Genomic DNA, 23,404 nt, shown 5'->3' on the forward strand with positions numbered 1-23,404 from the left:
GAAATCCTACAGCCATATTATCAATGCAACACTACATATTATGACCCTTGTGGTTACAAAAGAGTACCTCTTCTTTCTGGTATGGAATATACATCAAAGTATAAATATTTAATGAAAATAGGAGATGAGTGAAATGATTGATATTAAACATCACATTTTTGTTTGTGCAAGTTGTAGAGTTAATGGAATGCAAAAAGGAATGTGCTATTCTAAAGATTCAGTAAAGGTTGTGCAAAAGTTTATGGAAGAAGTTGAAGATAGGGATTTAATAAATGAAGTAATGGTGACTAATACAGGGTGTTTGGGTGTTTGCAACAAAGGTCCTATAGTAGTTGTATATCCTGAAGGAACTTGGTATGGAAATGTAAAAGTTGAAGATGTAGAAAGAATTGTGGAAGAACATATTGAAGGTGGAAAAGTAGTACAAGAATTAGTTATTTAAAAATAAATTTTATACTAGTCCATAAAAGTGGGCTGTCACACTATGAACTGCTTTGTGTTAAGCAACAGTGAAAAAATAAAAATATTTGATACCGCCAATTACAAAAGTATTGGCGGTATTTTATGCTACAGATTCGGATATTCTCGATGGTATAAGGTGCCGTATTTTAGAATAGCATTGTTTTACTGCATTAACAATTCGTGGTATAATGAAGCATAATTAATTGAAGCCATAGAGAGTAATTATCTCTATGGTTTTGATTTTAAGATAGCTCTGTCCATGTAAAAAAATTTAGATTTGTTTTTGTTTATGAATTTAAAAAATTGCTTAGATCATAACGAGAATCAATGATGTAAGGAGATTTGAAAATGATAAGTATAACTAAACTTTTATGTAATTCTGATAATTATGGAGATAGCTTAAGGTATGTAGAAGGCGCAGCCATAGAAAAGTATGGAGTTAGTCCAGGAAGAGGACCTGTAGTTGCTTGGAACTGTACAAAAACTTGTAATTTAAAATGTAAACACTGTTATGCAAGTTCAGATAATAAAAGATATGATGACGAGCTTACGTTAGATGAATCAAAAAAATTCATAGACGATTTAAAAGATTTTAACGTACCAGCATTATTGTTTTCTGGGGGAGAGCCTCTGATGAAGGAAAACATTTTGGAATTATTAGATTATGCAAGTCAAAGAAAAATAAGAAGTACGATATCTACTAATGGGACTCTTTTAGATAAAGATGTTTGCAAATCTTTAAAGAAAATAAATCTTGGATATGTAGGTGTAAGCCTTGATGGTATAGGATCAAATCATGATGCGTTTAGAGGTGTTAGTGGTGCTTTTGACAGTGCTTTAAGAGGAATAAGAAATTGCATTGAAGTTGATCAAAAAGTAGGTCTTAGGTTTACTATAAATAAAAACAATTATAAAGAATTGGAAGATATATTTAAGCTAATAAAAGAAGAAAAGATACCTAGAGTGTGTTTCTATCATTTAGCATATTCGGGAAGAGGAAGTAAAATGGTAGATGAAGATATTTCTAAGGAAGAAACAAGACAAGCTCTAGACTTAATCATAAGTAAGGCAATAGAATTTGGTCCAAGTGTTGAGATACTTACAGTTGATAATCATGCAGATGCCGTTTATACATATTTAAAGTCATTAGAGAAATTTAAAGATAAATCAGATAACATATTAAAACTTTTAAAGACTAATGGTGGAAATAGATCAGGAATGGCTTTTGCTAATGTAGACTTTTTTGGAAATGTTCATCCAGATCAATTTACTTGGCAACATACTTTTGGAAATGTGAAAGAAGAAAAATTCGGATCTATATGGAGAAATTCTGAAAATGAAATATTAAATGGTCTTAGAAATAGAAAAAAATTATTAAAGGGTAGATGTTCTTCTTGTAAATGGTTAAATGTTTGTAATGGCAATTTCAGAACTAGAGCTGAAGCTGTACATAATGATTTTTGGGCAGAGGATCCTGCTTGCTATCTTACAGATGATGAAATTAATATTATGAAATAAGAAATACAAAAGGGTATATGAGATTTTATGTAAAGGTGAGTGAATGCAAATGATAATATCATGGAATACTACAAATAAATGCAATTTAAAGTGCAGTCATTGTTATAGAGATTCAGGCAAAGAAAGTCAAGGTGAATTAAATACAGAAGAAGCAAAGTTACTTATAGATCAAATTGCAAAAGCTAATTTTAAAATAATGATATTCTCTGGTGGAGAACCATTAATGAGAGAGGATATTTTTGAATTAATAAATTATGCATCCAAAGCTGGCTTAAGACCTGTCCTTGGAACAAATGGCATCCTTATTTCAAGGGAAATGGCAGAAAAATTAAAAGCTGCTGGTATTTCTGCAATAGGCATAAGTCTTGATAGTCTTGATTCAAAAAAACATAATAAATTTAGAGGAAATAATGAAGCTTTTAGAGATACCATTTATGCAATGAAAAATTGTAGAGATTTAGGAATTAGATTTCAAATTCATACAACTGTCATGGATTGGAATAAAAATGAGATAATTAGTTTGACTGATTTTTCAGTAGCTATGGGAGCAGCAGCTCATCATATATTCTTCCTTGTACCTACAGGAAGAGGAAAAGATATAGAAGATGAATTATTAAGTTCAAAAGAGTATGAAGAGTTATTAACGTCAATAATGAAAAAGCAAAGTGAAGTAAACATAGAAATAAAGCCAACTTGTGCTCCACAATTTGTTAGAATTGCAGAAGATTTAGGTGTAAATAGTAGATTTAAACGTGGATGTATTGCAGGAACAAGCTATTGTATTATTAATCCAAAAGGAGATGTTCAGGCTTGTGCTTATTTAACAGAAGTGGCTGGTAATATAAGAGAAATCCCATTTGATGAAATATGGAAAAATAGTGAATTACTCAATAACCTAAGAACTCAAGAATATAAAGGAACTTGTAACAGTTGTAAAGATAAAAAAAGTTGTGGAGGCTGCAGAGCAAGAGCTGCATATTATAATGACGGAGATTATATGGCATCAGATAAAATTTGCATTTTTAATAATTAAAGGCAAGGATTCTATTTGACATTCCAAAACTTTAAGTGAGGAGGAACTGCTATGGATAAAACAGATAAAGAATTGCTTAATTTAATGCAAAATGAAATTCCAATAGATAAGAATCCTTTTAAAATACTAGGGGAAAAATTATTACTTACAGAAAATGAAGTATTAAAAAGAATAAATAAGTTAAAAAATGAAGGAATAATAAGAAGAATAGGTGGAATTTTTAATTCGAGAAAAATTGGATATACAAGTACTCTTTGTGCAGCTAAAGTGCCTGAAAATGAAATTGAAAAGGTTGCAGAATATATAAATATGTATGATGAAGTGACTCACAATTATATAAGAGAAGATGAGTATAATATGTGGTTTACTATGATAACGCGTTCAGAAGAGAATTTGATTAATATTCTTGAAGAAATAAAGAGAAATACTGGTTTGGAAGAAATAATGAGTTTACCTTCAGTTAAGTTATTTAAGATTAAAGTGGCTTTAAATCTTCAAGGAGATGATACAAATGATTAGTGATTTTGATAAGAAAATAATAAGTAGATTGCAAGAGGATATTCCTATAATAACTAATCCGTATAAGGATATAGCTAAAGAGCTTAGTATGGATGAAGATGTGCTTATAGATAAAATCAGAAATTATAGTGAAACTGGAATATTAAAAAGAATAGGAGCAATACTTTATCATAGAAAAGCTGGATTTAAAGCTAATGCAATGGTAGTTTGGAAGATTGATGATGAAAGATTAGATGAAATTGGAGAATATATGGCATCCATTTCTGTAGTTACACACTGTTATGAAAGGAAACCTTTTGGTTCGTGGGATTATAATCTATACACAATGATACACGAGAAAGATAAGGAAAGCTGTAACAAAATTATTAAGCAGATAGCTGATGATATAGGAATTGAAAATTACAAAATTTTGTATAGCACAAGAGAATTAAAAAAGACTAGCATGAAATATTTCAAATAAATATATATACAAAGCATTGGTTATGTGATAATATATGTATAAAATAGCATATTAACAAAGACAATGTGGTCTAAAACCAAACTAAGAAGTTTTGTTTTAGGCTATTTTTTGTTGGCAAGGGAGCCTGTTTAATATATATAAATATATTAAGTAGGCTCCTTTTAGATAGATTATATTCACATGTAGAAAAAATTTGCAATTAAAAAGGGGTGGAATTATGGATGAAAGAAAAATCGAAATTATAGATAGGACAATAATTGTTTTGAGAGAGATATTTGGTGATAAGTTAAAAGAGAAAAGCGCACAGGTAAGAGAATTGATAAAATTACTATATATAATAGGAAGCGATTATATAGAAATTACGCAAGAGCTTTATGAAGAACTATCACCATTGCCTCAAGATGTAAAATTCATAATATCTAACAATAATAAAATTGAAATAGGAAGTGTTAATGTATTATATGAGATATTAGACAATAAGCTAAATATATATAACAAAATGAATGCAAGAATAGTAGGACTTGATGACATTATCTTTTATGATTATCAGCAGATTTTTTTAGAGATAATAAAGTTCTTTGGAAATAATATAGAGCTAAGTATAAAAAATAATTATAAATCAGCTACAGCTATGAGTTTAGAATGGGTTAAAGCTGGAGGGAAAAAAGTTGTAACGACTTTTGCAGGAATTGGTGGCTTTGCTCCTCTTCAAGAAATATTAGGAGGGTCTTCTTTTTTAGAGAAAATAAAAGATCATAGTAATTATAAGCTATTTCCCAAGGTATTAAGCATATTTGAAGATATTACTGAAAGTAAAATCAGAGGAAATGCACCTTTTATAGGAAAAGATATTTTCAATGTAGAATCAGGAATTCATGTAAATGGTATAGCTAAAGATTCAAGAACTTTTGAACCATATGACCCTAGTGAAATTGGAAGGAAAAGAAATATTATTATAGGTAAGCATTCAAGTGTAAATGCATTAGAAATAAAATTAGAAGAACTAAACATAAAATACGAGCATGATAATTTAACAATTATGTTGGAAGATGTAAGGAAATTGAGCACACAAAAGCGTGGTGGATTAAGTAATGATGAAATAAAAAGATTATATAAGAAACTGTGTGTTTAGATTTTATAAGGTGGTGATATATTGATTTATAATGAAAAATTAGACAATGAAATATATATTGTGGATACAACTTTAAGAGATGGTGAACAATGTGCAGGAAAAGCTTTTTCAATTGATGAAAAAATTGAAATTGCGAAATATATGGATAAAATGAAGATTTATCAGATAGAGGCAGGCATACCTGCAATGGGAGATTTAGAAAAAGAATGCATTAAGAGGATATTAGAAATAAGAAAAAATTCACTAATTTCCGCTTGGAATAGAATGAATAAAAATGATATATTTCATTCAATGGAGTGTAAGCCAGATATCATTCATATTAGCGTTCCTACATCGGATATACAAATATATTCGAATTTAGGAAAGGATAAAAAGTGGGTTGAAGAAAATATTAAGGAATGTGTATTTTTAGCGAGAGATAAAGGTTATGAAGTTACTATAGGTTTTGAAGATGCTTCTAGGGCAGACATTAGCTATCTTATAAATTTGTGTGAAATAATTATTGGTATGGGCGTAAAGCGGGCAAGATATGCAGATACCGTAGGAATATCAATGCCTTCACTTATAAAGGATTCAATTAAAACTTTAGTAAACAATACCGGAATAGAAATAGAAATTCATGCTCATAACGATTTTGGAATGGCGATTCCAATTTCCCTAGAGGCAGTTAAAAGTGGTGCTAAATATGTGGATTGCACGTTGGGTGGAATAGGTGAAAGAACAGGAAATTGTAATCTACAGGAGTTTTTAAAAATATCAAATGCATATTTAAAAAGAAATAAAAAAATTGAGGGATTGATTTAGAATTTCCGAAAGTAGAAACATTGTTATTTCGCAGGACTATGAAAATTTTGCTGAAAGTACTAAATTGCAGGTTGCACCACTAATGCTTGCTCCCAATTTCATTGTGACAAGCGTTAGTGGAACAATCTACAATTAAGAACTTTTAACAGCTCATTTTCAATGCCTGCTGCATAAAAATGTTTCTGCTTTCTAGTATTGTATTATGGCATGCAATTTATGGTTTAGAGTGATTAAATAACAAGTTGTTGAGTTGATTATCCCACTGAATAAGCGATTCTTAATAAATCAAAGATTTATTGAGAATCGCTTATTCTGCACCTTGAGGTTACAATATATTTATAAAATCTACTTATGATTGGTGTTATATTCAGAATTAACCATATTTAAGTGCATATCAAACCTAGAAATTGGATACATATTTGTGGAATAGGCATTGAAAATAAGCTGTTGATGTTTCTTAATGGGAGGTTGTTTGATTTGCTGCTTGTCATGAGCTTGCCTAAGGAGCATGCTGAAATGAGTGCAACCTTTTACTTAGAACTTTCTAGCGAAAATTTCTTAAGTCCTGTGGAATAAAAATATATGCAATTTCGGTATGTATAGATAAACAATTTAAGCATTCGAATTATTAGAAGAGCATATTTGCAAAGTTGATAAAACTTTAAGTTCATGTCTTCATTAGAAATCATAAATATATTTGTGAAGAAAACATTTGAAAATGAGCTGTTAAAGGTTCTTAGCTGTAGGTTGTTCCATTTTAGCTTGTCAAACTGAAAGTTGGAGCATGCTAAAGTGGATACAACCTGTTGCTTAGAACCTTCAGCGATATTTTCATAGCTTTTCGGAACAAAATATTTATGATTTCGGTAAGTTATCACATAAATCTAAGTTCAAAGCTAGATATCTATATTGAAAAAATATAAGTTGCATAGTATTATTTATAAAGTCCAAAATAATAAATATGTTTAAATAAAATTGTGTTATAATTTATTACATAAATTATTGTAAATTGGCGGGTGAACAAGATGAAGTTGGCAGATGAAAAAAAACAAATTATGAGCAAACTAAAAAGTGAAGAAGTAAATAATCTTCTAGAAAGATATAGCATTTCGAGTATGCTCACTTTTGGAAGTTTTAACAACGATGATTTCACTCAAGAGTCAGATATAGATATAGCAGTAATAGGTATAGAAAATATACCTTTAGATAAAATATTAGAACTTGAATTATTTTTAGAAAGAACTTTGGGTAAAGAAATTGATGTTATAGATTTAAGAAGTAGAGAATTAACTATATTTTTAAAGATAAATGTATTAAATGAAGGTAAAATTATATATTCTAATGATAATAATGTTATTTTAGAAAAGTATAAAGATGAAGTTGATATAATATATAGAGAAAATGAGAATTTCTTTTGGTTTAGAAGAAGGGATGTGTTGTCATGAATCAAGAAAGACTTATAAAGATAGTTGAAGATTTTCAAGAGTGTATAAGTGATATCGATGAGTGCATTGAGATATTAGAAAACAATAGTGATAATAAAATAATGATTAAGCTTGCAAAATCTAGTTTGAGACAATTATTTGTAAGTTTTAATACAATACTAGAAGACTTTACATCAGTAACTCTTAAGTCATTAAAAAAATATAAAATAGGTATGACTTTAAATGATAGTTTGGAAGTGTTAAAAGAGGAAAAAGTACTTGATGCTGAGTTGTTTAACTTCTTAGAAAAATCAAGACTTCTTAGAAATAGAATTTCACATAGATATAAAGAACCAGCACATGCAGAATTATTTGAGCATGTTGTAAAGTATAAAGATGATTTTAAGAAAATTTTAAATATCGCAAAACAGTATTTAAAAGAGTAAGTAGGGGAAAAGATGCTAGAAGATTTAATCAGTGTTTTAGATAATGTAATATATTTAGATATAGAAACAACTGGACTTGATGAAACATGCTCAGAAATTATAGAAATTGGAGCTGTTAAAGTTAAGAATGGAGTTATAACTACTTATAATACATTAATAAGACCAAGAGGACGCGTGCCAATAAGTATTTACAGTCTCTGCAGTGATTTAAAGGAGGCAGATTTACTAAGTGCTAGAAGTTTGAATTCAATAAAACAAGAAGTACTGGAATTTTTAGAAGATTTACCTTTAATATGCCATAATGCAAATTTTGAAAGAAAATTTTTATCTTTTTATATTCCTGAAATAAAAAATACAATAATGGATTCTATGGAACTTGCAATAATTTTAGAACCATGGAGAAAAGAATATAATTTAAATTCTTTAATTAAAGAAATTACTAATTTAAATAAGGATGAGTTACATAGAGGACTATCAGATTCAATAGACACCTTAAAAGTAGTTAATTCACTACTTTTAAGGCAATGGAATAGAGAAGAAAATAGCAGAAAAAAGAATAAATCTCTACATAATCTAATTATTAAAGAATATCAGTATTTACAAAAATGGCCATGGACTAAGCATTTATTGAAGCCTCCTTTTTTCATTGATGAAGGTTATACATATGTAAATTACCTAGAGAACAAAGAAGAGGAACTTAAGCTAAAGAAAATTCCTATAGATTATTTGAAATATGAAGATTTACTTGAAAATGAAGAGATATGGAACAATGGTGGGGATTTTGGATACCAGTATAGAAAAGATCAAAAGGAATTTGCAAAAAAGATAAGAGAAAATTTTGAAAAAGGTGAGAGGATATTTATAGAGGCACCAACTGGAAGTGGGAAGACTTTTGCGTATGTAATAATAGCTGCTATTGAAACGTACCTAAATAAGCAGAAAAATAGAAAAGATGATGCTAGCTTTATTATATCTACTAATACAAAGGAATTACAAAATCAACTTATTGAGAGAGATATTCCGACTATACTTAAAAAATTAAGATTAGATGATAAATTAAATTACGGTGCTATGAAAGGTAAAGGAAATTATCTTTGCATAGAGCGAATAAATAGATGTGAAGAATTTCAGATGGATGAAAAAGGGAATCTAGCATTACTTTTCCTAAGAAGACTTTGTGAAAATGGTAATTATGGAGATATAGAAAATATAAATTATCTAGTTCAAAAACATCTGGAATTGGATAAGTACATAAGGGAAGTTAATTGTGATAGTGAACAATGTAAGCTTGATAAATGTACAAGGGCTTGCTTTTTGAGAAAAAGGTATAATGAGCTGCCTGAGGAAAACATCACAGTTATTAATCATTCTCTTTTAGCATGCTGGCCATATACTGAAAAGAAAAAAATTAACCACATAATTATTGATGAGGGTCATAATTTAATGGAAAAGTGTTATGATTTTTTTGCTGAGGAATTTTCGTCAGCTGAATTTATACAATTGCTAGATCTTATAGAAAAAGGTCACCCGAGTATTATAGCTATGCTTTTAACTTTAAATGCCAGCTATGGTTATAGGGAAACCATAGAAAAAGATAAAATTATGTATTTAGCAAATGACATTATAGTAAATATAAATATATTATTAAATGATTTTAGAAGTATAAGGCTTGTTAGCGGGGAATATAATTTTACTACTGAATTTTTCCTTCCAAGAGAAGATTTAAAAGGAATAACAAATGCCATAGGATCTGAGATATCAGTTTTGAAAGAAAGTATATATCCACTATATAAGATGTTAAATGATTATATTTATAATATAACTTTAGATGACGAAATAGATGGAGATATTGACCACAAGAATTTATCTGATTTCATAGCAAAGCTTAAAAGTGCATTTGATGTTTTAGATAAGTTTTTAGAAAGCTCAGTGTTCTATGCAAAAATATTAGAAGTAGACTCAGAATATAAATCATTCACACTTAAAAATGTTCCTTTAAATGTTGGAGAGCTAGTTAATGAACATATGTTAAAAGATGTTAAAAGTACAACGTTCTTATCGGCAACATTGAGAATAGAAAATTCTTTTAATAAAATAAAAAAGCATTTAGGACAGGAAAAGGCAAAGGAGTTTATAATTCCACCAACTTTTGATTTAAAGAAAAGGACTAAAATCTTTGCTTTAAAAGATGTTGGGAGGTATGATGAGCCATCATATATAAAAAATGTTTCCCAATTTATTTATAATACCGCATTAAAAATAAATGGTCATATTCTTGTTTTATTCAATAATAATGCAAGGAGAACTGCTGTGAGTGAAGAGCTTGAACTGCTTACTAGAGGAACAAAAATAGAAGTACATATGAGCAAAAAATCAGTAAGAGCTTTAAATGATAAAAATAGGCAGGTTATAATACTTGGAAGCAAGGGCTTTTTTGAGGGGATAGATGTACCTGGAGACGCATTAAGCTGTGTTATGTTAGATAAAATTCCTAACTATAGTCCAGAATATCCTATTTTAAGAGCAATTACTACATACCAGAAGAAGGGGTATCAGGATGTGAATTATCCGCAGGTATGTATTAAAGCTAAGCAAATATATGGTAGACTTATTAGAAGTACTTTTGATTATGGATACTTTATAATTTTAGACCCAGGGCAAAATTCATATACTATAAGAAATCTTGAAAGAGATCTAAATGGGCCAAGTATAGAATTTTCATCCACTACTAAAGTACTTTCAGAGATGGAGTTTGATTATAATAATTGGAGAAGAAACAATATTAATACAATCATAAACAACATTAAGAAAAGTAATAAAAGCATTAAAGAGGAATTTAACAATGAGTCGAAAAAGCATAAATTATTTTGGGAATTACTAAAAGTTGAGAATGATATGTATTATTTTGAAAACATTAATTTTAAATTAAATGGTAAGATTTAAAATTAAATTTAAGTGATAAAACTTACCGAAATCATAAATATTTTGATTCCGAAAAGCTATGTAAATATATTTATGATTTCTAGTGAAGATATGCACATAAAGTTTTAGCAACTTTGTAAATATGTCAATCTAATAAATAGAATTCTTAAATCGGTTATATATATTACAATTATAGGATGTTTTTGAAAGATTATTTTGATAATGGTAAAATTTTTAGAAAAAATATAAGCTTTAAATGTAATATATGCTATAATAAACGTATATAAATATAAAGTTGAAAATTTATTATATTTTTATACGGAGGTGGTAATAATATAAATAAAGTAATTTATTTTACAAAATAAGAAAATTATAATTTAGAGATTGAATAAAGAGAGGGATGTGAAGGGTATGGTAGAAAATATAACACAATTATTACAAGAATATAAGAGTACAAAGGAATCCTTAGAATGTGGGTTGAAATGGCTTCCTAAGAATGATTATGCTAAGTCTAAAATCGAAGTTATAAATATGGTCATAAGTGATCTAGAACAATTAGAACAACAACTTAGTTAATAAATTAAAAGTATTAAAGTGAAAATTATAACTTTAAAGTATAAAAAAAGTTATTAACATATAATAAAACTGCCTCAAAACTGTATTTTGAGGCAGTTTTATTTTTGGAGTAGAATAGTTATTCTGGATAGTATTAGGAGAAAAAACAAAACATTGTAGTATAATTAAATGGAATTTAAAGAGTTTTACCATAATAAATGGTTAACCATATCATAAATAAGTGAGGTTTATAGTCTTAGCCATTGAAATAACTTTGTTATGGCTATTTTTATAGGTGGAAATACCGTACCATAAGTTAATATGCTACAATAAAAAGGAGGATTGGGGTGAAAAAATAATGAGTGAGAAAGAAAAATCAAGATATATAAAAAAAGAAGAGCGAGACAAAGTAGATAAATCATCAAATTTTAAGTGTGCATGGTGTGGAGTTAATTTAATGGAGAGACACCATATAGTACAATATGCGGATGGGGGAAAAAATTGTTCTGACAATTTAATATTATTATGTCCCAATTGTCATACATTAGTTCATCAAGGAAAAATAATAAAAGAGGAACTATTAGAAAGAAGAAAAAAGCTATCAGGTGAAATTGATAGAAGTTCTGGATATTTATCTATTATTAATAAGTGTAAGGTCATGATTGGTGGTAATACATTTATAGATACACCCAATATTATTAACTATAATGGTGAAAACCTAATTAAGATGAATGTAGAGAATAATAATTTATACGTATCCTTGAGACTATATGATAAAAAAAGAAATCTTATCTGCTGGGTAGAAGATAATAAGTGGTGGGTTGAGAATGAAGAAATATTTGATTTTGCTTATACTAAAAATACATTTAAAGTAGAGTATGATAAGGATATTAATATTAATATTATTCCAGATACAGATACAATCGAAATAAGTGGCAATATTTATATGAATGGTTATTTGCTTAGATTTGATAAAGAGGATATTAGATATTTTGATGAAAAATATCCTCAACATTATTCCATTTTTAAAGGAAATACAATTGAAAAATGTAATTGTGCATTCAGATTTAATATATAAAAAACTCACTTACAATAGATACTGTGAACCATATCATAAATGAGAAATTACTTTATATTATTAATATCACCATTAGGCTAAATAATACGAATTTGAGACATTAGACATATTAAAATATCCTAGTAAAGCTTATTTATGCCTTACTAGGATATTTTACTGCTACCTTTAAAAATATTAAAGGTGATAAAATTTTTATGCTTACCATAGAAAAGCATTATCACACTTTTTGTATTATTATAATTAGAGTATCTTTAGTTTATAATAATTATATTCGTTGATTATTTACTTTAACAGATTTAATATTTCATCCTCTGAAAGTGAAGAATCGCAGCAAACCTCTATTTCTCTATTTTTACTAACAATAAATCCTGGTACAGTTACAATATTATATTTTTCTCTAAATGAGGCAATTAAATCATCTGAAAAATTAGAACTATCTACATAGTAAATTGTTGTGTTAATTTTATTAGTTAAGCCACTTAATTTCTTAGCAAATTTACGGCAAAATGGGCATGTTGCACGACCAATATAGATAGCAGCTAAGTCTTCATTAGATAATAATTCTTCTGCTTGTGTAGAAATTACTTTTTCAAATAACTTTACATTCTCTTCATAGCTATCTTTTTCAAACATATGTATCCTCCTAGTTTTTTTATAATAGTATATCAAAGCTAAATTATTTAATCAATCTAGTTAGTTTTTCTAGTAGTTATTTTGTGAAATTATAGAAAATATTATAAAGAAAATTATAGAATAAGATATGTAAATGGGGGGTAAAAATGGCTTAGTATCTCTTTATGTATTAAAAAAAGAATATTTGTTCGTATAAGTAGAGATAAATAAGTCAATATTATAGAAGAACTACTAAACGAGGTAGTAACTATGATTAAAGTATTAGATCCCCAAAATGATGTGGTTTTTCAAAAGTTATTTGGGATGAAGGCACATAAAATTAATAAGTTTCAGCTTTTTTAAAGAAGCAAGATTTCTTAGAATTCCAATAGGTATCAAAAGATAGGGGATTTAGCTTATTTATAATTTAGTAATAAACATAAGATAATTGTTGCTTAATAGCATAAAGAATAATAAAAAAATATATATTGCAAAAATAAGTCTTGATCATAATTCTAAAAATATTTCAAAAATTTTAGTCGCAATTTTGCATTGTGAATTACAACATATATATTATAAAAAAATGCATGTAGAAAATTATTAGTACATGCATTTTTTTACTTGAAAAAAGTAATTAATTACTTTTTTCGTAAATACAATAACATTCAACTTAGTTTAACAAAGAGGGAATTCAGTAATAAATCAGTTTTATTAACATATTGATTAAATTTGGGAAATATAGTATAATTATATACAATTACATGGTTTAAAAGTAATAAATTGGGTTTTATAAGAATTTATGAAAGCTGGTATGAAAAATGAACTGGATAATAAAATTTAATCAATTAGAAAAAGAAAATACAGATAAAACATTGGACATTTTAGGAAAATATGATAAGTACAAGTATGAGTTACTGGATGAAGTGTATATAAAAGCTCACAACTTGAAATACTCAATTGGTAAATTAATAGATAAATTAAATATAAATGCTATTGTAGGTGATCCATTAAAAGAAGAAGTAGAAAAACTGGTTAAAGAGTATATTCAAATGAAAGATGATTATGAAAATAGCAGAGATAAGATGAAAGAATATATGTACGTTTGTGGAAGTGAAGCAGCACAGCTAAAATGTACCATGATTCAAATTGTAAGTAGATTTATAAGTGCAAAGAAAGATCTTCTTATGTTTAATAGAAGAATGGATGCATTTACTAAAAAGCTTATTAATATGTATTCTGAATTTGATATGGGATCCATGGGTGAAATTGAGGTATTGCAAGATGTTTATTGGGATCTTATGACAATTAAAGATATAATTGATACAAGAAATAAAGAGTATGATGAGAGAGTAGAATTATTAGAAAAGCTTAAAAAAAATCAAAAAAAAGATTATTTTAAGATATTTGATTATAAAGAAATGATTGATTTAGCAGAGAAAAATGAGTATAAGCAGGTAAGGCAAAGCGGAGATCATATTATTATGCAACATAATAAAACTAATAAAATAGTACCAATTCCTGCTCATGAATTAAAATATGGGTTAATGATTCAGATACAAAAGCAAATTCATGCTAATAAAGCAAGTTAATTAATATTAATTAATGAATAAATTATAAATTGTAATTTGTAGATTGATGATGTTAATAATTGTATACTTAATTTTAAATCAATCAATTACATTGTGGAGGGGAAATATGAATATTACTGGCAAAATTCTTAAAAATCTTAGGTTAAATAAGAATATTACATTAGATCAATTAGCAGATGAAATTAATGAAATGTTTAAAATTAGTATTACTGGCAGTATGCTTTCTAAATGGGAAACTGGTAAAGCAAATCCTATATATGATCACTTAATAAGATTAGCTTCATATTATAATGTTACTACAGATTTCCTCTTAGGCTTTAATCAAGATGAAAAATTAGATCTGGGAACTACTACTACTAATAATAATAATAATAATTTAGATACAAACGGAAAATTTCGTTGTTCTAAAAAACCTAACAATATTAAACGTTTAGTAAAACTATTGGAAGATGATAAAATTACAAATAAGGATGTGGTAATTTTAAAAGATTTGGTTCAGGTTTTAATATCCAAAAAACATAAGAATCTCTATAGATAAAAAATGCACAAGGAGATATCTTAGTCTCAATTCGAAGAGTATAAAATGATTTATGATACAACAGACGAAAAAATAAAAGAGTTAAATGAAGAAATTAAGGATATTAATGTTTTTTCTAAAGCATCAACTTATGTTATGATCAATTTAAATACATTAGTTAATAAGACTTCATCTCATATTTCAGAGATGTTGATTTAAGGTAGTACTATGGGGATTATAGATATAACAAAAAGGATAAAGGAATATCCTAATGCAAATAAAGAAATACTTGAAGTTATACTATGACTGCAAAAACGAATTTAATTTTAATGACGAGAATACCGTTTTGGTTTTAAAAGATATTCTCAATAGAAGATTTAAATCAGAAAAAAATAAAACGAAGTAATGTATTCTTGATATAGTAATATTTTTAAAAATATGATATTCTATACTAATGCCTAATTTTAAAGTTTGGCTATTTTTAAAGGAGATGGTCTATATGATACCAATAAATCATAAAAAATTTATAGATAACTCAATAAAAATTTTAAAGGATGATTTTAGAATTGTAGGAATTGCAACAGGAGGATCATATATTACAAATGAAATGGACGAATATTCAGATATTGATTTTATAATTGCAGTAGATTCTAACCATTATGAAGAAGTAATGGATGAGCGGTATAAAATAGCAGCAAATCTAGGTACATTGCTATCAGCGTTTACAGGAGAACACGTTGGAGAACCACGACTTTTGATATGTTTATATGGTCCAGAATTACTACATGTTGATTTAAAATTCGTATCAATAGATAATATAGCACATAGAGTTGAAGACCCTGTTATTTTATGGGAAAGAGGTAATTTTGTATCAGAAGCATTAAAAGAAAATAATGCAAGATTTCCAATTCCAAGTTTACAATGGATAGAGGATAGATTTTGGGTTTGGATTCATTATGGAGCTGCAAAAATAGGTAGAGGTGAAATTTTTGAGACTATAGAATTCATATCATCATTAAGGCAAATGGTAATAGGTCCACTAATATTGATGAAAAATGGAGAGCTGCCAAGGGGCGTTAGAAAAATAGAATTTGTTGCTCCAGAGAGCATAAGCTTACTGAAAGAGACTATACCATCATATAGTATTGAAAGTTGTATAAAATCGCTAAAGATGATAATACAAATATATTTGGAATTAAGAGAATACTTTATAACAGAAGATTTTATAAAACGTGTGGAAGCTGAAAAATATTCTATAAATTATTTAAATAAAATAAATCATGTATCAAATAGCTAGATATATATTAGTTGATGATGAAGCAATAATTAAAGAGCATGCTGAAATATCACATTATTCATAAAGAAAATGTGGTATTTTTTTTATGTGCATTCTAAAATATTAGGCCTTATAAAGTATATGGGTATTTACCAATTATGTTATAATTGGTGCCACAATTCTTTGGATTAATGATAATAATTAAAATTATTTAATAAATTTTAATATTCATAAAACATTACAATCTTTATATAATCTTTATACGAATATAAGAATTTTAATCCAATCTTTATACCTTAAATAGTATTATTTATATTTAAGATTGAATTCTGACAAGATGAAAACAATGTTAGATTTCATGCTTATACACTTACTAATTTTGATTTTTTTCCGTTATATCATTATTTCTAGGAGTAAGGAGGATACAATGAAAAAAATAGTTTCTATATTTTTATTTTTTGCAATTATTAGTATTGTTATGATGGGTGGGAGTAGTAATCCTTATAGTGGCAAATACATAACTTCAAATAATACTATTTTAGAACTTAATTCAACTGGAAAATGCAAGGTTATAAATAATTTTTATAAAGATGTATTTTACACCTATGGTCAATATACAATAAGCGATAATGAAATAGAAATAATTTTTTATAAAGATAAACGAAATTATTTAAATGTTGAAAGTTTAAAAGGGAAAGTTAAAGGAAGTAATATAGTATTTTATGATTATATACAAGAAGGAAAAGAGTGCGTATATTCAAAAATAGAATAATACTAGCTTTATTTTATATATATCTATATAATTTTGTAGGTATAGGGTAAAATTAAGTGAAAGTTAGGAGTGATTTAAGTAGATATTGATAAAAAATAAAATCCAGATTATCTTTTAAATCAAATAAAGGAAGAAGAAAAAGAGTATTCAAGAGGAAAACTCAAGATATTTTTTTGGGTATGCAGCTGGCGTCGGAAAAAGTTATGCTATGGCTAAGCTAATGTTATTATGATTTTTATTTTAGGAGTTATTATTGTAAATATTAAAACCAGAGGGTATATTTTAGGATTTGTATGTTCTACAATTAGCGTGATTTTATTTAATTATCTGTTTACAAAACCTAGATATTCATTACATGTTATAGGGAGAGGTATAAAATACTTATCTAGGTTATTAGAAAGAACAGTTATCTGCTACTTGGCACAAGAAAATAAGCTATCAACTTCATTTATTTATACAGTAATTAAAGGGGGAAAAGATAGAAGTTTATTAAATAAGGATGAAGAAGCTGCTGCGTATTGGACATTTGTAAATGATAAAGAATCTGGTGCAGGTACTAACACTTTTTATGGGGCAAAAGGATATTATATTCATTTAAATTATATCAGAAGAAACTAAAGGAGAGCTCCTTCAAGGTATTTATATGACACTGAGTGGCTTATAAGACTTAGTAGAAAACTTGCTTAGTATGACGAGATTTAATGGTGGAAATCTGAAAGTTAGAAAAAGCATTGAAATTATATTTAGAACAAGACATAATATATTTATATTTATTGCAAAGGATGATTAATATGAAATCAACGATAAAACATAATGATGTCAGTAAATTAAGTCTAGGAGGAATCTTAGTTGCGTTAGGCGTAGTTTATGGAGATATTGGAACTTCACCTCTTTATGTAATGAAATCAATTGTTCAAGGTAATGGTGGGTTGGAAAATATATCTGAAAATTTTATTCTTGGATCTTTATCATTAATTTTTTGGACGATAACTATTTTAACAACAATAAAATATGTTTTTGTTACATTAAAGGCGGATAATAAAGGTGAGGGAGGAATTTTCTCTCTTTTTACTCTGGTTCGTAATCGTGCAAAGTGGCTTATTATTCCAGCTATGGTTGGTGGTTCGGCCTTACTTGCTGATGGGATGTTGACCCCTGTTGTATCTGTAACTTCGGCGGTTGAAGGATTAGAGCTTATTCCAAGTTTTAACGCTCTTTTTGGTAGTAATCAAGATATTATTATTACCATTGTAATAGTAATATTAAGTATACTTTTTTTTATTCAACATTTTGGAACTGATTTAATCGGAAAAATGTTTGGACCAGTAATGCTTGTGTGGTTTTCGATGTTGGCAATTTTAGGAATTATGCAAATTTCTCATGATTGGACACTATTACGTGCATTGTCTCCATACTATGCAATAAAGATTCTTCTTAGCAATGAAAATAAATTAGGATTCTTTATTCTGGGCAGCGTATTTTTAGCAACCACAGGTGCGGAAGCATTGTATTCGGACCTTGGGCATGCTGGAAGGAAAAATATTTATGCATCTTGGCCTTTTGTTAAAATCTGCTTATTATTAAATTATTTTGGTCAAGGAGCTTGGGTTTTATCTGCTATAAGAAACCCACTGTATACAAATGTAGAAGGCTTAAATCCATTTTTTCAAATGGTCCCACATAGCTTTTTGATTTGCAGTATAATAATTTCAACTTTGGCTACAATTATTGCTTCTCAAGCATTAATTTCAGGATCGTTTACTCTTGTTTCTGAAGCGATTAAATTAAATTTATTTCCTAGATTACATATAATGTATCCATCTAGATATAAAGGACAATTGTATATTCCTTCAATTAATAAACTTTTATGGATTGTTTGTATTGGACTTATTCTACACTTTAGAAGTTCTGAAAATATGGAAGGTGCCTATGGATTATCAATTACTGTCACTATGCTGATGACAACCATTCTACTATTTAACTATTTATTAAAACAAAAGATTTCATCTGCCATTGCCATTAGTATGTTAGTTTTCTTTGGTACATTTGAAGTTTCTTTCTTTATTGCAAATGCTGTTAAGTTTATGCATGGTGGATATGTAGCAGTTTTAATTGCTTTAACGTTCTTATCCGTTATGTATATATGGATCCAAGGTCACCACACTAAAATTCGCTTATTACAGTATGTGAAAATTGAAGATTATAAAGCACAGCTAAATCTCTTGCGAAAAGATACTGATAGACCTAAATATGCAACAAATCTTGTATATTTAACTAATTCAGAGTATGCAGAGAAAATTGAAAGAAATATAATGTACTCTATCTTAGATAAAAGACCTAAGAAAGCAGATGTGTATTGGTTTGTTAATATTGTTGTTACTGATAATCCTTATGATGCGGAATATGAAGTGGAAACCTTTGGAACATTTTATATAGTAAAAGTTCAATTAAGGCTTGGTTTTAGAATGGAACAGAGATTAAATATGTATTTACGTCAGATTTCTACTGAATTAGTTAAAAGTGGAGAAATAAATATTCAATCTAGAAACTATACTATTATGCCCGATAGAAAAGTTGGCGATTTTCGTTTCTCTTTAATTGTAGAACAGCTTTCATATGAAACAGAATTGAATTTTTGGGAATCCTTCATATACAGAGCTAAGTTGTTTATAAAAAGATTTACTGTTTCTCCGACAAAATGGTTTGGACTTGATACTAGTGATGTTGATATTGAAAATGTCCCGCTCTTTTTAGGCAGCTGTAATAAGGAAACATTAAAAAGAGTTTCAAAATAACTTTATCAAGTTCAACAACTAAGATTCAGGTGTGGTTTGATCTCCAGCTGAATCTTAGTTGAACTTATATCCTCAAGAGGTACCTCGTCAAGGATCGTGCTGTTATCTCTCACTCAAAGAAGTGGAAGTGTTACAGTTTAATGTATAAATATTAGGATTACTTCAAGTAAATAACAAATAATATTTTTAAAATTAAAGGCAATAAACATCATCAAGTGTTTATTGCCTTTTTTTAGTTATTTTATGAGAATCGTCACCAGTTAAAGGAGCTTCACTAGAAAAACCACACACTTCACCTTCATCATATTCAAAATCATTTTTAGGAACCTTTGTGACTCTTTTTCCAGCCATAAATTATGAATCCTCCTTCGGCAGTTTATTTAGAAGTATTTTTATGTTTACTCTTAAAAGATATATGATTGTTTATTAGAGATTCTATTAGAAATATTAATGACTAAAGGCTTAAACTTCTCAGCCAATTTATCTTTTGATAAGATATCTCCATTTTTACATATGTATATTGTTAAGACATGTAAAAAAAATAGACATAAATCCAATTGATATATTAAGGGACTTAATTGCGACAACAGCAATATATAAGGTTTCATAAAAAAGAAGTGATTGGCATGCTTATTGCTAATAATAAAAGTAACACTTGAAAATAAATAAATTTATCAAGGAGGGAATTTATGGATAAAACGGAACACTTATTGAGACACGTTGAAGAAAATAAACAGTATAAGCGGCAAATTAAAAAATTAAAGAATAAAATATTTTTAGCAAAAATACTTAAGTATGCACTAAGATTAAGCAACTTGCTTTATGTAGTACCAATCATTCTCATTCTCTTTATATTTAGAAATAATAGGTTGATTGGCGCATTTATTTCAATAGCATATTTTTATACAATATGTATGCTGTTAAAGTTAGATGAAAACAGTAGAATTATGAGGTTTTTAAATGAATATTCGGATTCAAATCGTGATATTAAGATATATGAACAAGAATTAAAAATAAAGAAAAATGAGTTGTATACTAAATCTCGTTAAGAAAGTAGGAAATTAACTCTTCAAAAATTAGGAAACTCAATCTAGAAGAAGTCATTCTAGGAAATATAATTAAAGGTGTACAAAATATAGACATAAATCCAATTGATATATTTAGGAATTGATTACGGAAACCACAATATATAAGGTTTCATGGAAAAAAATATGATTGGCATGCTTATTGCTAATAATAAAATTAACGGGAGTAGTAAGTGAACTAATATATATAACTTAATTTTTCCACAATCTTTAGTGCAATGCTATTTGCTATTTAAGGATAGGATATCTTTTTTAAAAACTTTTGTAAACAATTTCGTATTCCCATATGCATAGTGAAATATGTTTTCATTAATAGATAAGGTGGTAGATACTTAAAAATTAAATTTAAAAAATAAATAACCAAATTTGAAGGAGGTCATTAAAATGGAACTAAAAAATGTGATTCTTGAAAAAGAAGGACATCTAGCTATTGTTACAATCAATAGACCCAAAGCACTAAATGCATTGAATTCAGAAACACTAAAAGATTTAAATGTTGTTTTAGATGATTTAGAAGCAGACAACAATGTGTATGCAGTTATAGTTACAGGTGCTGGTGAGAAATCTTTTGTTGCTGGAGCAGATATTTCAGAAATGAAAGATCTTAATGAAGAACAAGGTAAAGAATTTGGAATTTTAGGAAACAATGTGTTCAGAAGATTAGAAAAATTGGATAAGCCAGTTATTGCAGCTATATCAGGATTTGCTCTTGGTGGTGGATGCGAACTTGCTATGTCTTGTGACATAAGAATAGCTTCAGTTAAAGCTAAATTTGGTCAACCAGAAGCAGGACTTGGAATAACTCCAGGATTTGGTGGAACTCAAAGATTAGCTAGAATTGTAGGGCCAGGAAAAGCTAAAGAATTAATTTATACTTGTGACCTTATAAATGCAGAAGAAGCTTATAGAATAGGTTTAGTTAATAAAGTAGTTGAATTAGAAAAATTGATGGAAGAAGCAAAAGCAATGGCTAACAAGATTGCAGCTAATGCTCCAAAAGCAGTTGCATATTGTAAAGATGCTATAGACAGAGGAATGCAAGTTGATATAGATGCAGCTATATTAATAGAAGCAGAAGACTTTGGAAAGTGCTTTGCAACAGAAGATCAAACAGAAGGAATGACTGCGTTCTTAGAAAGAAGAGCAGAAAAGAATTTTCAAAATAAATAATTTTTTAATAATTAGTTAAAAATCTATTAGAGATTTATATATAGTTTGTATCAAATAGGTTTAATTAACAAGGAGGGTAATTTAATGAATTTCCAATTAACTAGAGAACAACAATTAGTACAACAAATGGTTAGAGAATTCGCAGTAAATGAAGTTAAGCCAATAGCTGCTGAAATCGACGAATCAGAAAGATTCCCTATGGAAAACGTTGAAAAAATGGCTAAGCTTAAAATGATGGGTATCCCATTTTCTAAAGAATTTGGTGGAGCAGGCGGAGATGTTCTTTCATATATAATATCTGTGGAAGAATTATCAAAAGTTTGTGGTACTACAGGAGTTATTCTTTCAGCGCATACATCATTATGTGCATCAGTAATTAATGAAAATGGAACTAACGAACAAAGAGCAAAATATTTGCCAGATCTTTGTAGTGGTAAGAAAATCGGTGCTTTCGGATTAACAGAACCAGGCGCTGGTACAGATGCTGCAGGACAACAAACAACTGCTGTATTAGAAGGAGACCATTATGTATTAAATGGTTCAAAAATCTTCATAACAAATGGTGGAGTTGCTGAAACTTTCATAATATTTGCTATGACAGATAAGAGTCAAGGAACAAAAGGAATTTCTGCATTCATAGTAGAAAAGTCATTCCCAGGATTCTCAATAGGAAAATTAGAAAACAAGATGGGGATCAGAGCATCTTCAACTACTGAGTTAGTTATGGAAAACTGCATAGTACCAAAAGAAAACCTACTTAGCAAAGAAGGTAAGGGATTTGGTATAGCAATGAAAACTCTTGATGGAGGAAGAATTGGTATAGCTGCTCAAGCTTTAGGTATTGCAGAAGGAGCTTTTGAAGAAGCTGTTAACTATATGAAAGAAAGAAAACAGTTTAATAAACCATTATCAGCATTCCAAGGATTACAATGGTATATAGCTGAAATGGATGTTAAAATCCAAGCTGCTAAATACTTAGTATACCTAGCTGCAACAAAGAAGCAAGCTGGTGAGCCTTACTCAGTGGATGCTGCAAGAGCTAAATTATTTGCTGCAGATGTTGCAATGGAAGTTACAACTAAAGCAGTTCAAATCTTTGGTGGATATGGTTACACTAAAGAATACCCAGTAGAAAGAATGATGAGAGATGCTAAAATATGCGAAATCTACGAAGGAACTTCAGAAGTTCAAAAGATGGTTATCGCAGGAAGCATTTTAAGATAGGAGGACTTTTA

At 28.3% G+C, this 23,404-nt stretch carries 24 protein-coding genes; 22 read left to right on the forward strand and 2 right to left on the reverse strand.

What is annotated here, in order from left to right; genetic code table 11:
- Positions 1 to 133 precede the first annotated feature (133 nt).
- The 12 genes from F3K33_RS10000 (at position 134) to F3K33_RS10050 (ending at position 12,353) form a co-directional block, all read left to right on the forward strand.
- Positions 134 to 442, forward strand: a complete 309-nt coding sequence (locus F3K33_RS10000) for a 2Fe-2S ferredoxin (protein WP_012058237.1) — start codon at positions 134 to 136, stop codon at positions 440 to 442.
- 368 nt (positions 443 to 810) lie between these two features.
- A complete protein-coding gene (gene nirJ1 / locus F3K33_RS10005) occupies positions 811 to 1,980 on the forward strand; it encodes a putative heme d1 biosynthesis radical SAM protein NirJ1 (protein WP_039773840.1) in 1,170 nt (389 codons plus the stop codon).
- Positions 1,981 to 2,029: 49 nt separating this feature from the next.
- Positions 2,030 to 3,013 carry a putative heme d1 biosynthesis radical SAM protein NirJ2 gene (gene nirJ2 / locus F3K33_RS10010; protein WP_039773839.1) on the forward strand — a complete coding sequence of 328 codons (984 nt, stop codon included), beginning with the start codon at positions 2,030 to 2,032 and terminating at the stop codon, positions 3,011 to 3,013.
- A 51-nt stretch (positions 3,014 to 3,064) separates the two neighbouring features.
- Positions 3,065 to 3,532: a siroheme decarboxylase subunit alpha gene (gene ahbA / locus F3K33_RS10015; RefSeq protein WP_039773838.1), complete on the forward strand. Its 468-nt coding sequence runs from the start codon at positions 3,065 to 3,067 to the stop codon at positions 3,530 to 3,532.
- Complete coding sequence (gene ahbB, locus F3K33_RS10020; RefSeq protein ID WP_023976165.1) at positions 3,525 to 3,992, forward strand: siroheme decarboxylase subunit beta; 468 nt, start codon at positions 3,525 to 3,527, stop codon at positions 3,990 to 3,992. Before ahbA ends, ahbB begins: the two co-directional genes overlap by 8 nt.
- A gap of 217 nt (positions 3,993 to 4,209) precedes the next feature.
- Complete coding sequence (locus F3K33_RS10025) at positions 4,210 to 5,124, forward strand: homocitrate synthase/isopropylmalate synthase family protein (protein ID WP_023976164.1); 915 nt, start codon at positions 4,210 to 4,212, stop codon at positions 5,122 to 5,124.
- 21 nt (positions 5,125 to 5,145) lie between these two features.
- Positions 5,146 to 5,928: a hydroxymethylglutaryl-CoA lyase-like TIM-barrel protein gene (locus F3K33_RS10030; RefSeq protein ID WP_023976163.1), complete on the forward strand. Its 783-nt coding sequence runs from the start codon at positions 5,146 to 5,148 to the stop codon at positions 5,926 to 5,928.
- A gap of 1,025 nt (positions 5,929 to 6,953) precedes the next feature.
- Positions 6,954 to 7,373, forward strand: a complete 420-nt coding sequence (gene mntA, locus F3K33_RS10035) for a type VII toxin-antitoxin system MntA family adenylyltransferase antitoxin (protein WP_023976161.1) — start codon at positions 6,954 to 6,956, stop codon at positions 7,371 to 7,373.
- Positions 7,370 to 7,798, forward strand: a complete 429-nt coding sequence (locus F3K33_RS10040) for a HepT-like ribonuclease domain-containing protein (protein ID WP_012058245.1) — start codon at positions 7,370 to 7,372, stop codon at positions 7,796 to 7,798. The genes mntA and F3K33_RS10040 overlap by 4 nt, the downstream gene beginning before the upstream one ends.
- Positions 7,799 to 7,810: 12 nt before the next feature.
- Entirely contained in the window at positions 7,811 to 10,741 is a 2,931-nt protein-coding gene (locus F3K33_RS10045) for a helicase C-terminal domain-containing protein (protein ID WP_039773837.1), read from the forward strand.
- A 390-nt stretch (positions 10,742 to 11,131) separates the two neighbouring features.
- Positions 11,132 to 11,296, forward strand: coding sequence for a hypothetical protein (locus F3K33_RS26330; protein ID WP_017212855.1), 165 nt, complete (start codon positions 11,132 to 11,134; stop codon positions 11,294 to 11,296).
- A gap of 337 nt (positions 11,297 to 11,633) precedes the next feature.
- The gene (locus tag F3K33_RS10050; RefSeq protein WP_039773836.1) at positions 11,634 to 12,353 is read left to right on the forward strand and encodes an HNH endonuclease; all 720 of its coding nucleotides are present in this window, start codon (positions 11,634 to 11,636) and stop codon (positions 12,351 to 12,353) included.
- A 282-nt stretch (positions 12,354 to 12,635) separates the two neighbouring features.
- Here F3K33_RS10050 and F3K33_RS10055 read toward each other — a convergent pair whose 3' ends face one another.
- Positions 12,636 to 12,986 (reverse strand): DUF6568 family protein, encoded by a 351-nt coding sequence (locus F3K33_RS10055; protein ID WP_039773835.1) that lies wholly within the window; start codon positions 12,984 to 12,986, stop codon positions 12,636 to 12,638.
- 797 nt (positions 12,987 to 13,783) lie between these two features.
- Between F3K33_RS10055 and F3K33_RS10060 the strand changes: the two genes are divergently transcribed.
- From F3K33_RS10060 to F3K33_RS10090, 7 genes are all read left to right on the forward strand, one after another.
- A complete protein-coding gene (locus F3K33_RS10060) occupies positions 13,784 to 14,554 on the forward strand; it encodes a type II toxin-antitoxin system HicA family toxin (RefSeq protein WP_023976936.1) in 771 nt (256 codons plus the stop codon).
- A 106-nt stretch (positions 14,555 to 14,660) separates the two neighbouring features.
- A complete protein-coding gene (locus F3K33_RS10065) occupies positions 14,661 to 15,092 on the forward strand; it encodes a helix-turn-helix domain-containing protein (protein WP_039773834.1) in 432 nt (143 codons plus the stop codon).
- Between the two features lie 45 nt (positions 15,093 to 15,137).
- The gene (locus tag F3K33_RS26715) at positions 15,138 to 15,290 is read left to right on the forward strand and encodes a hypothetical protein (protein ID WP_241395426.1); all 153 of its coding nucleotides are present in this window, start codon (positions 15,138 to 15,140) and stop codon (positions 15,288 to 15,290) included.
- Between the two features lie 280 nt (positions 15,291 to 15,570).
- Complete coding sequence (locus F3K33_RS10075; protein WP_023976938.1) at positions 15,571 to 16,368, forward strand: nucleotidyltransferase domain-containing protein; 798 nt, start codon at positions 15,571 to 15,573, stop codon at positions 16,366 to 16,368.
- A gap of 406 nt (positions 16,369 to 16,774) precedes the next feature.
- The gene (locus F3K33_RS10080) at positions 16,775 to 17,119 is read left to right on the forward strand and encodes a hypothetical protein (protein ID WP_023976939.1); all 345 of its coding nucleotides are present in this window, start codon (positions 16,775 to 16,777) and stop codon (positions 17,117 to 17,119) included.
- Positions 17,120 to 17,347: 228 nt separating this feature from the next.
- On the forward strand, positions 17,348 to 17,737 hold the full coding sequence (locus F3K33_RS10085) for a DUF4118 domain-containing protein (protein WP_023976940.1): 390 nt from the start codon (positions 17,348 to 17,350) through the stop codon (positions 17,735 to 17,737).
- Positions 17,738 to 17,910: 173 nt separating this feature from the next.
- Complete coding sequence (locus F3K33_RS10090) at positions 17,911 to 19,914, forward strand: KUP/HAK/KT family potassium transporter (protein WP_023976941.1); 2,004 nt, start codon at positions 17,911 to 17,913, stop codon at positions 19,912 to 19,914.
- 219 nt (positions 19,915 to 20,133) lie between these two features.
- On the opposite strand, the gene F3K33_RS26945 is transcribed toward F3K33_RS10090, so the two are convergent.
- Entirely contained in the window at positions 20,134 to 20,265 is a 132-nt protein-coding gene (locus tag F3K33_RS26945) for a hypothetical protein (protein ID WP_023976942.1), read from the reverse strand.
- A gap of 338 nt (positions 20,266 to 20,603) precedes the next feature.
- On the opposite strand from F3K33_RS26945, the gene F3K33_RS10100 reads away from it, so the two are divergent.
- The 3 genes from F3K33_RS10100 (at position 20,604) to F3K33_RS10110 (ending at position 23,393) form a co-directional block, all read left to right on the forward strand.
- Positions 20,604 to 20,963 (forward strand): hypothetical protein, encoded by a 360-nt coding sequence (locus F3K33_RS10100; protein ID WP_039773833.1) that lies wholly within the window; start codon positions 20,604 to 20,606, stop codon positions 20,961 to 20,963.
- 420 nt (positions 20,964 to 21,383) lie between these two features.
- Entirely contained in the window at positions 21,384 to 22,169 is a 786-nt protein-coding gene (locus F3K33_RS10105; protein ID WP_011967671.1) for a short-chain-enoyl-CoA hydratase, read from the forward strand.
- An 84-nt stretch (positions 22,170 to 22,253) separates the two neighbouring features.
- Complete coding sequence (locus tag F3K33_RS10110; RefSeq protein WP_023976413.1) at positions 22,254 to 23,393, forward strand: acyl-CoA dehydrogenase; 1,140 nt, start codon at positions 22,254 to 22,256, stop codon at positions 23,391 to 23,393.
- Positions 23,394 to 23,404: the final 11 nt, after the last annotated feature.

Origin of the sequence: Clostridium beijerinckii (genome assembly GCF_008705175.1) — a bacterium.
Lineage (GTDB): Bacteria > Bacillota > Clostridia > Clostridiales > Clostridiaceae > Clostridium > Clostridium beijerinckii.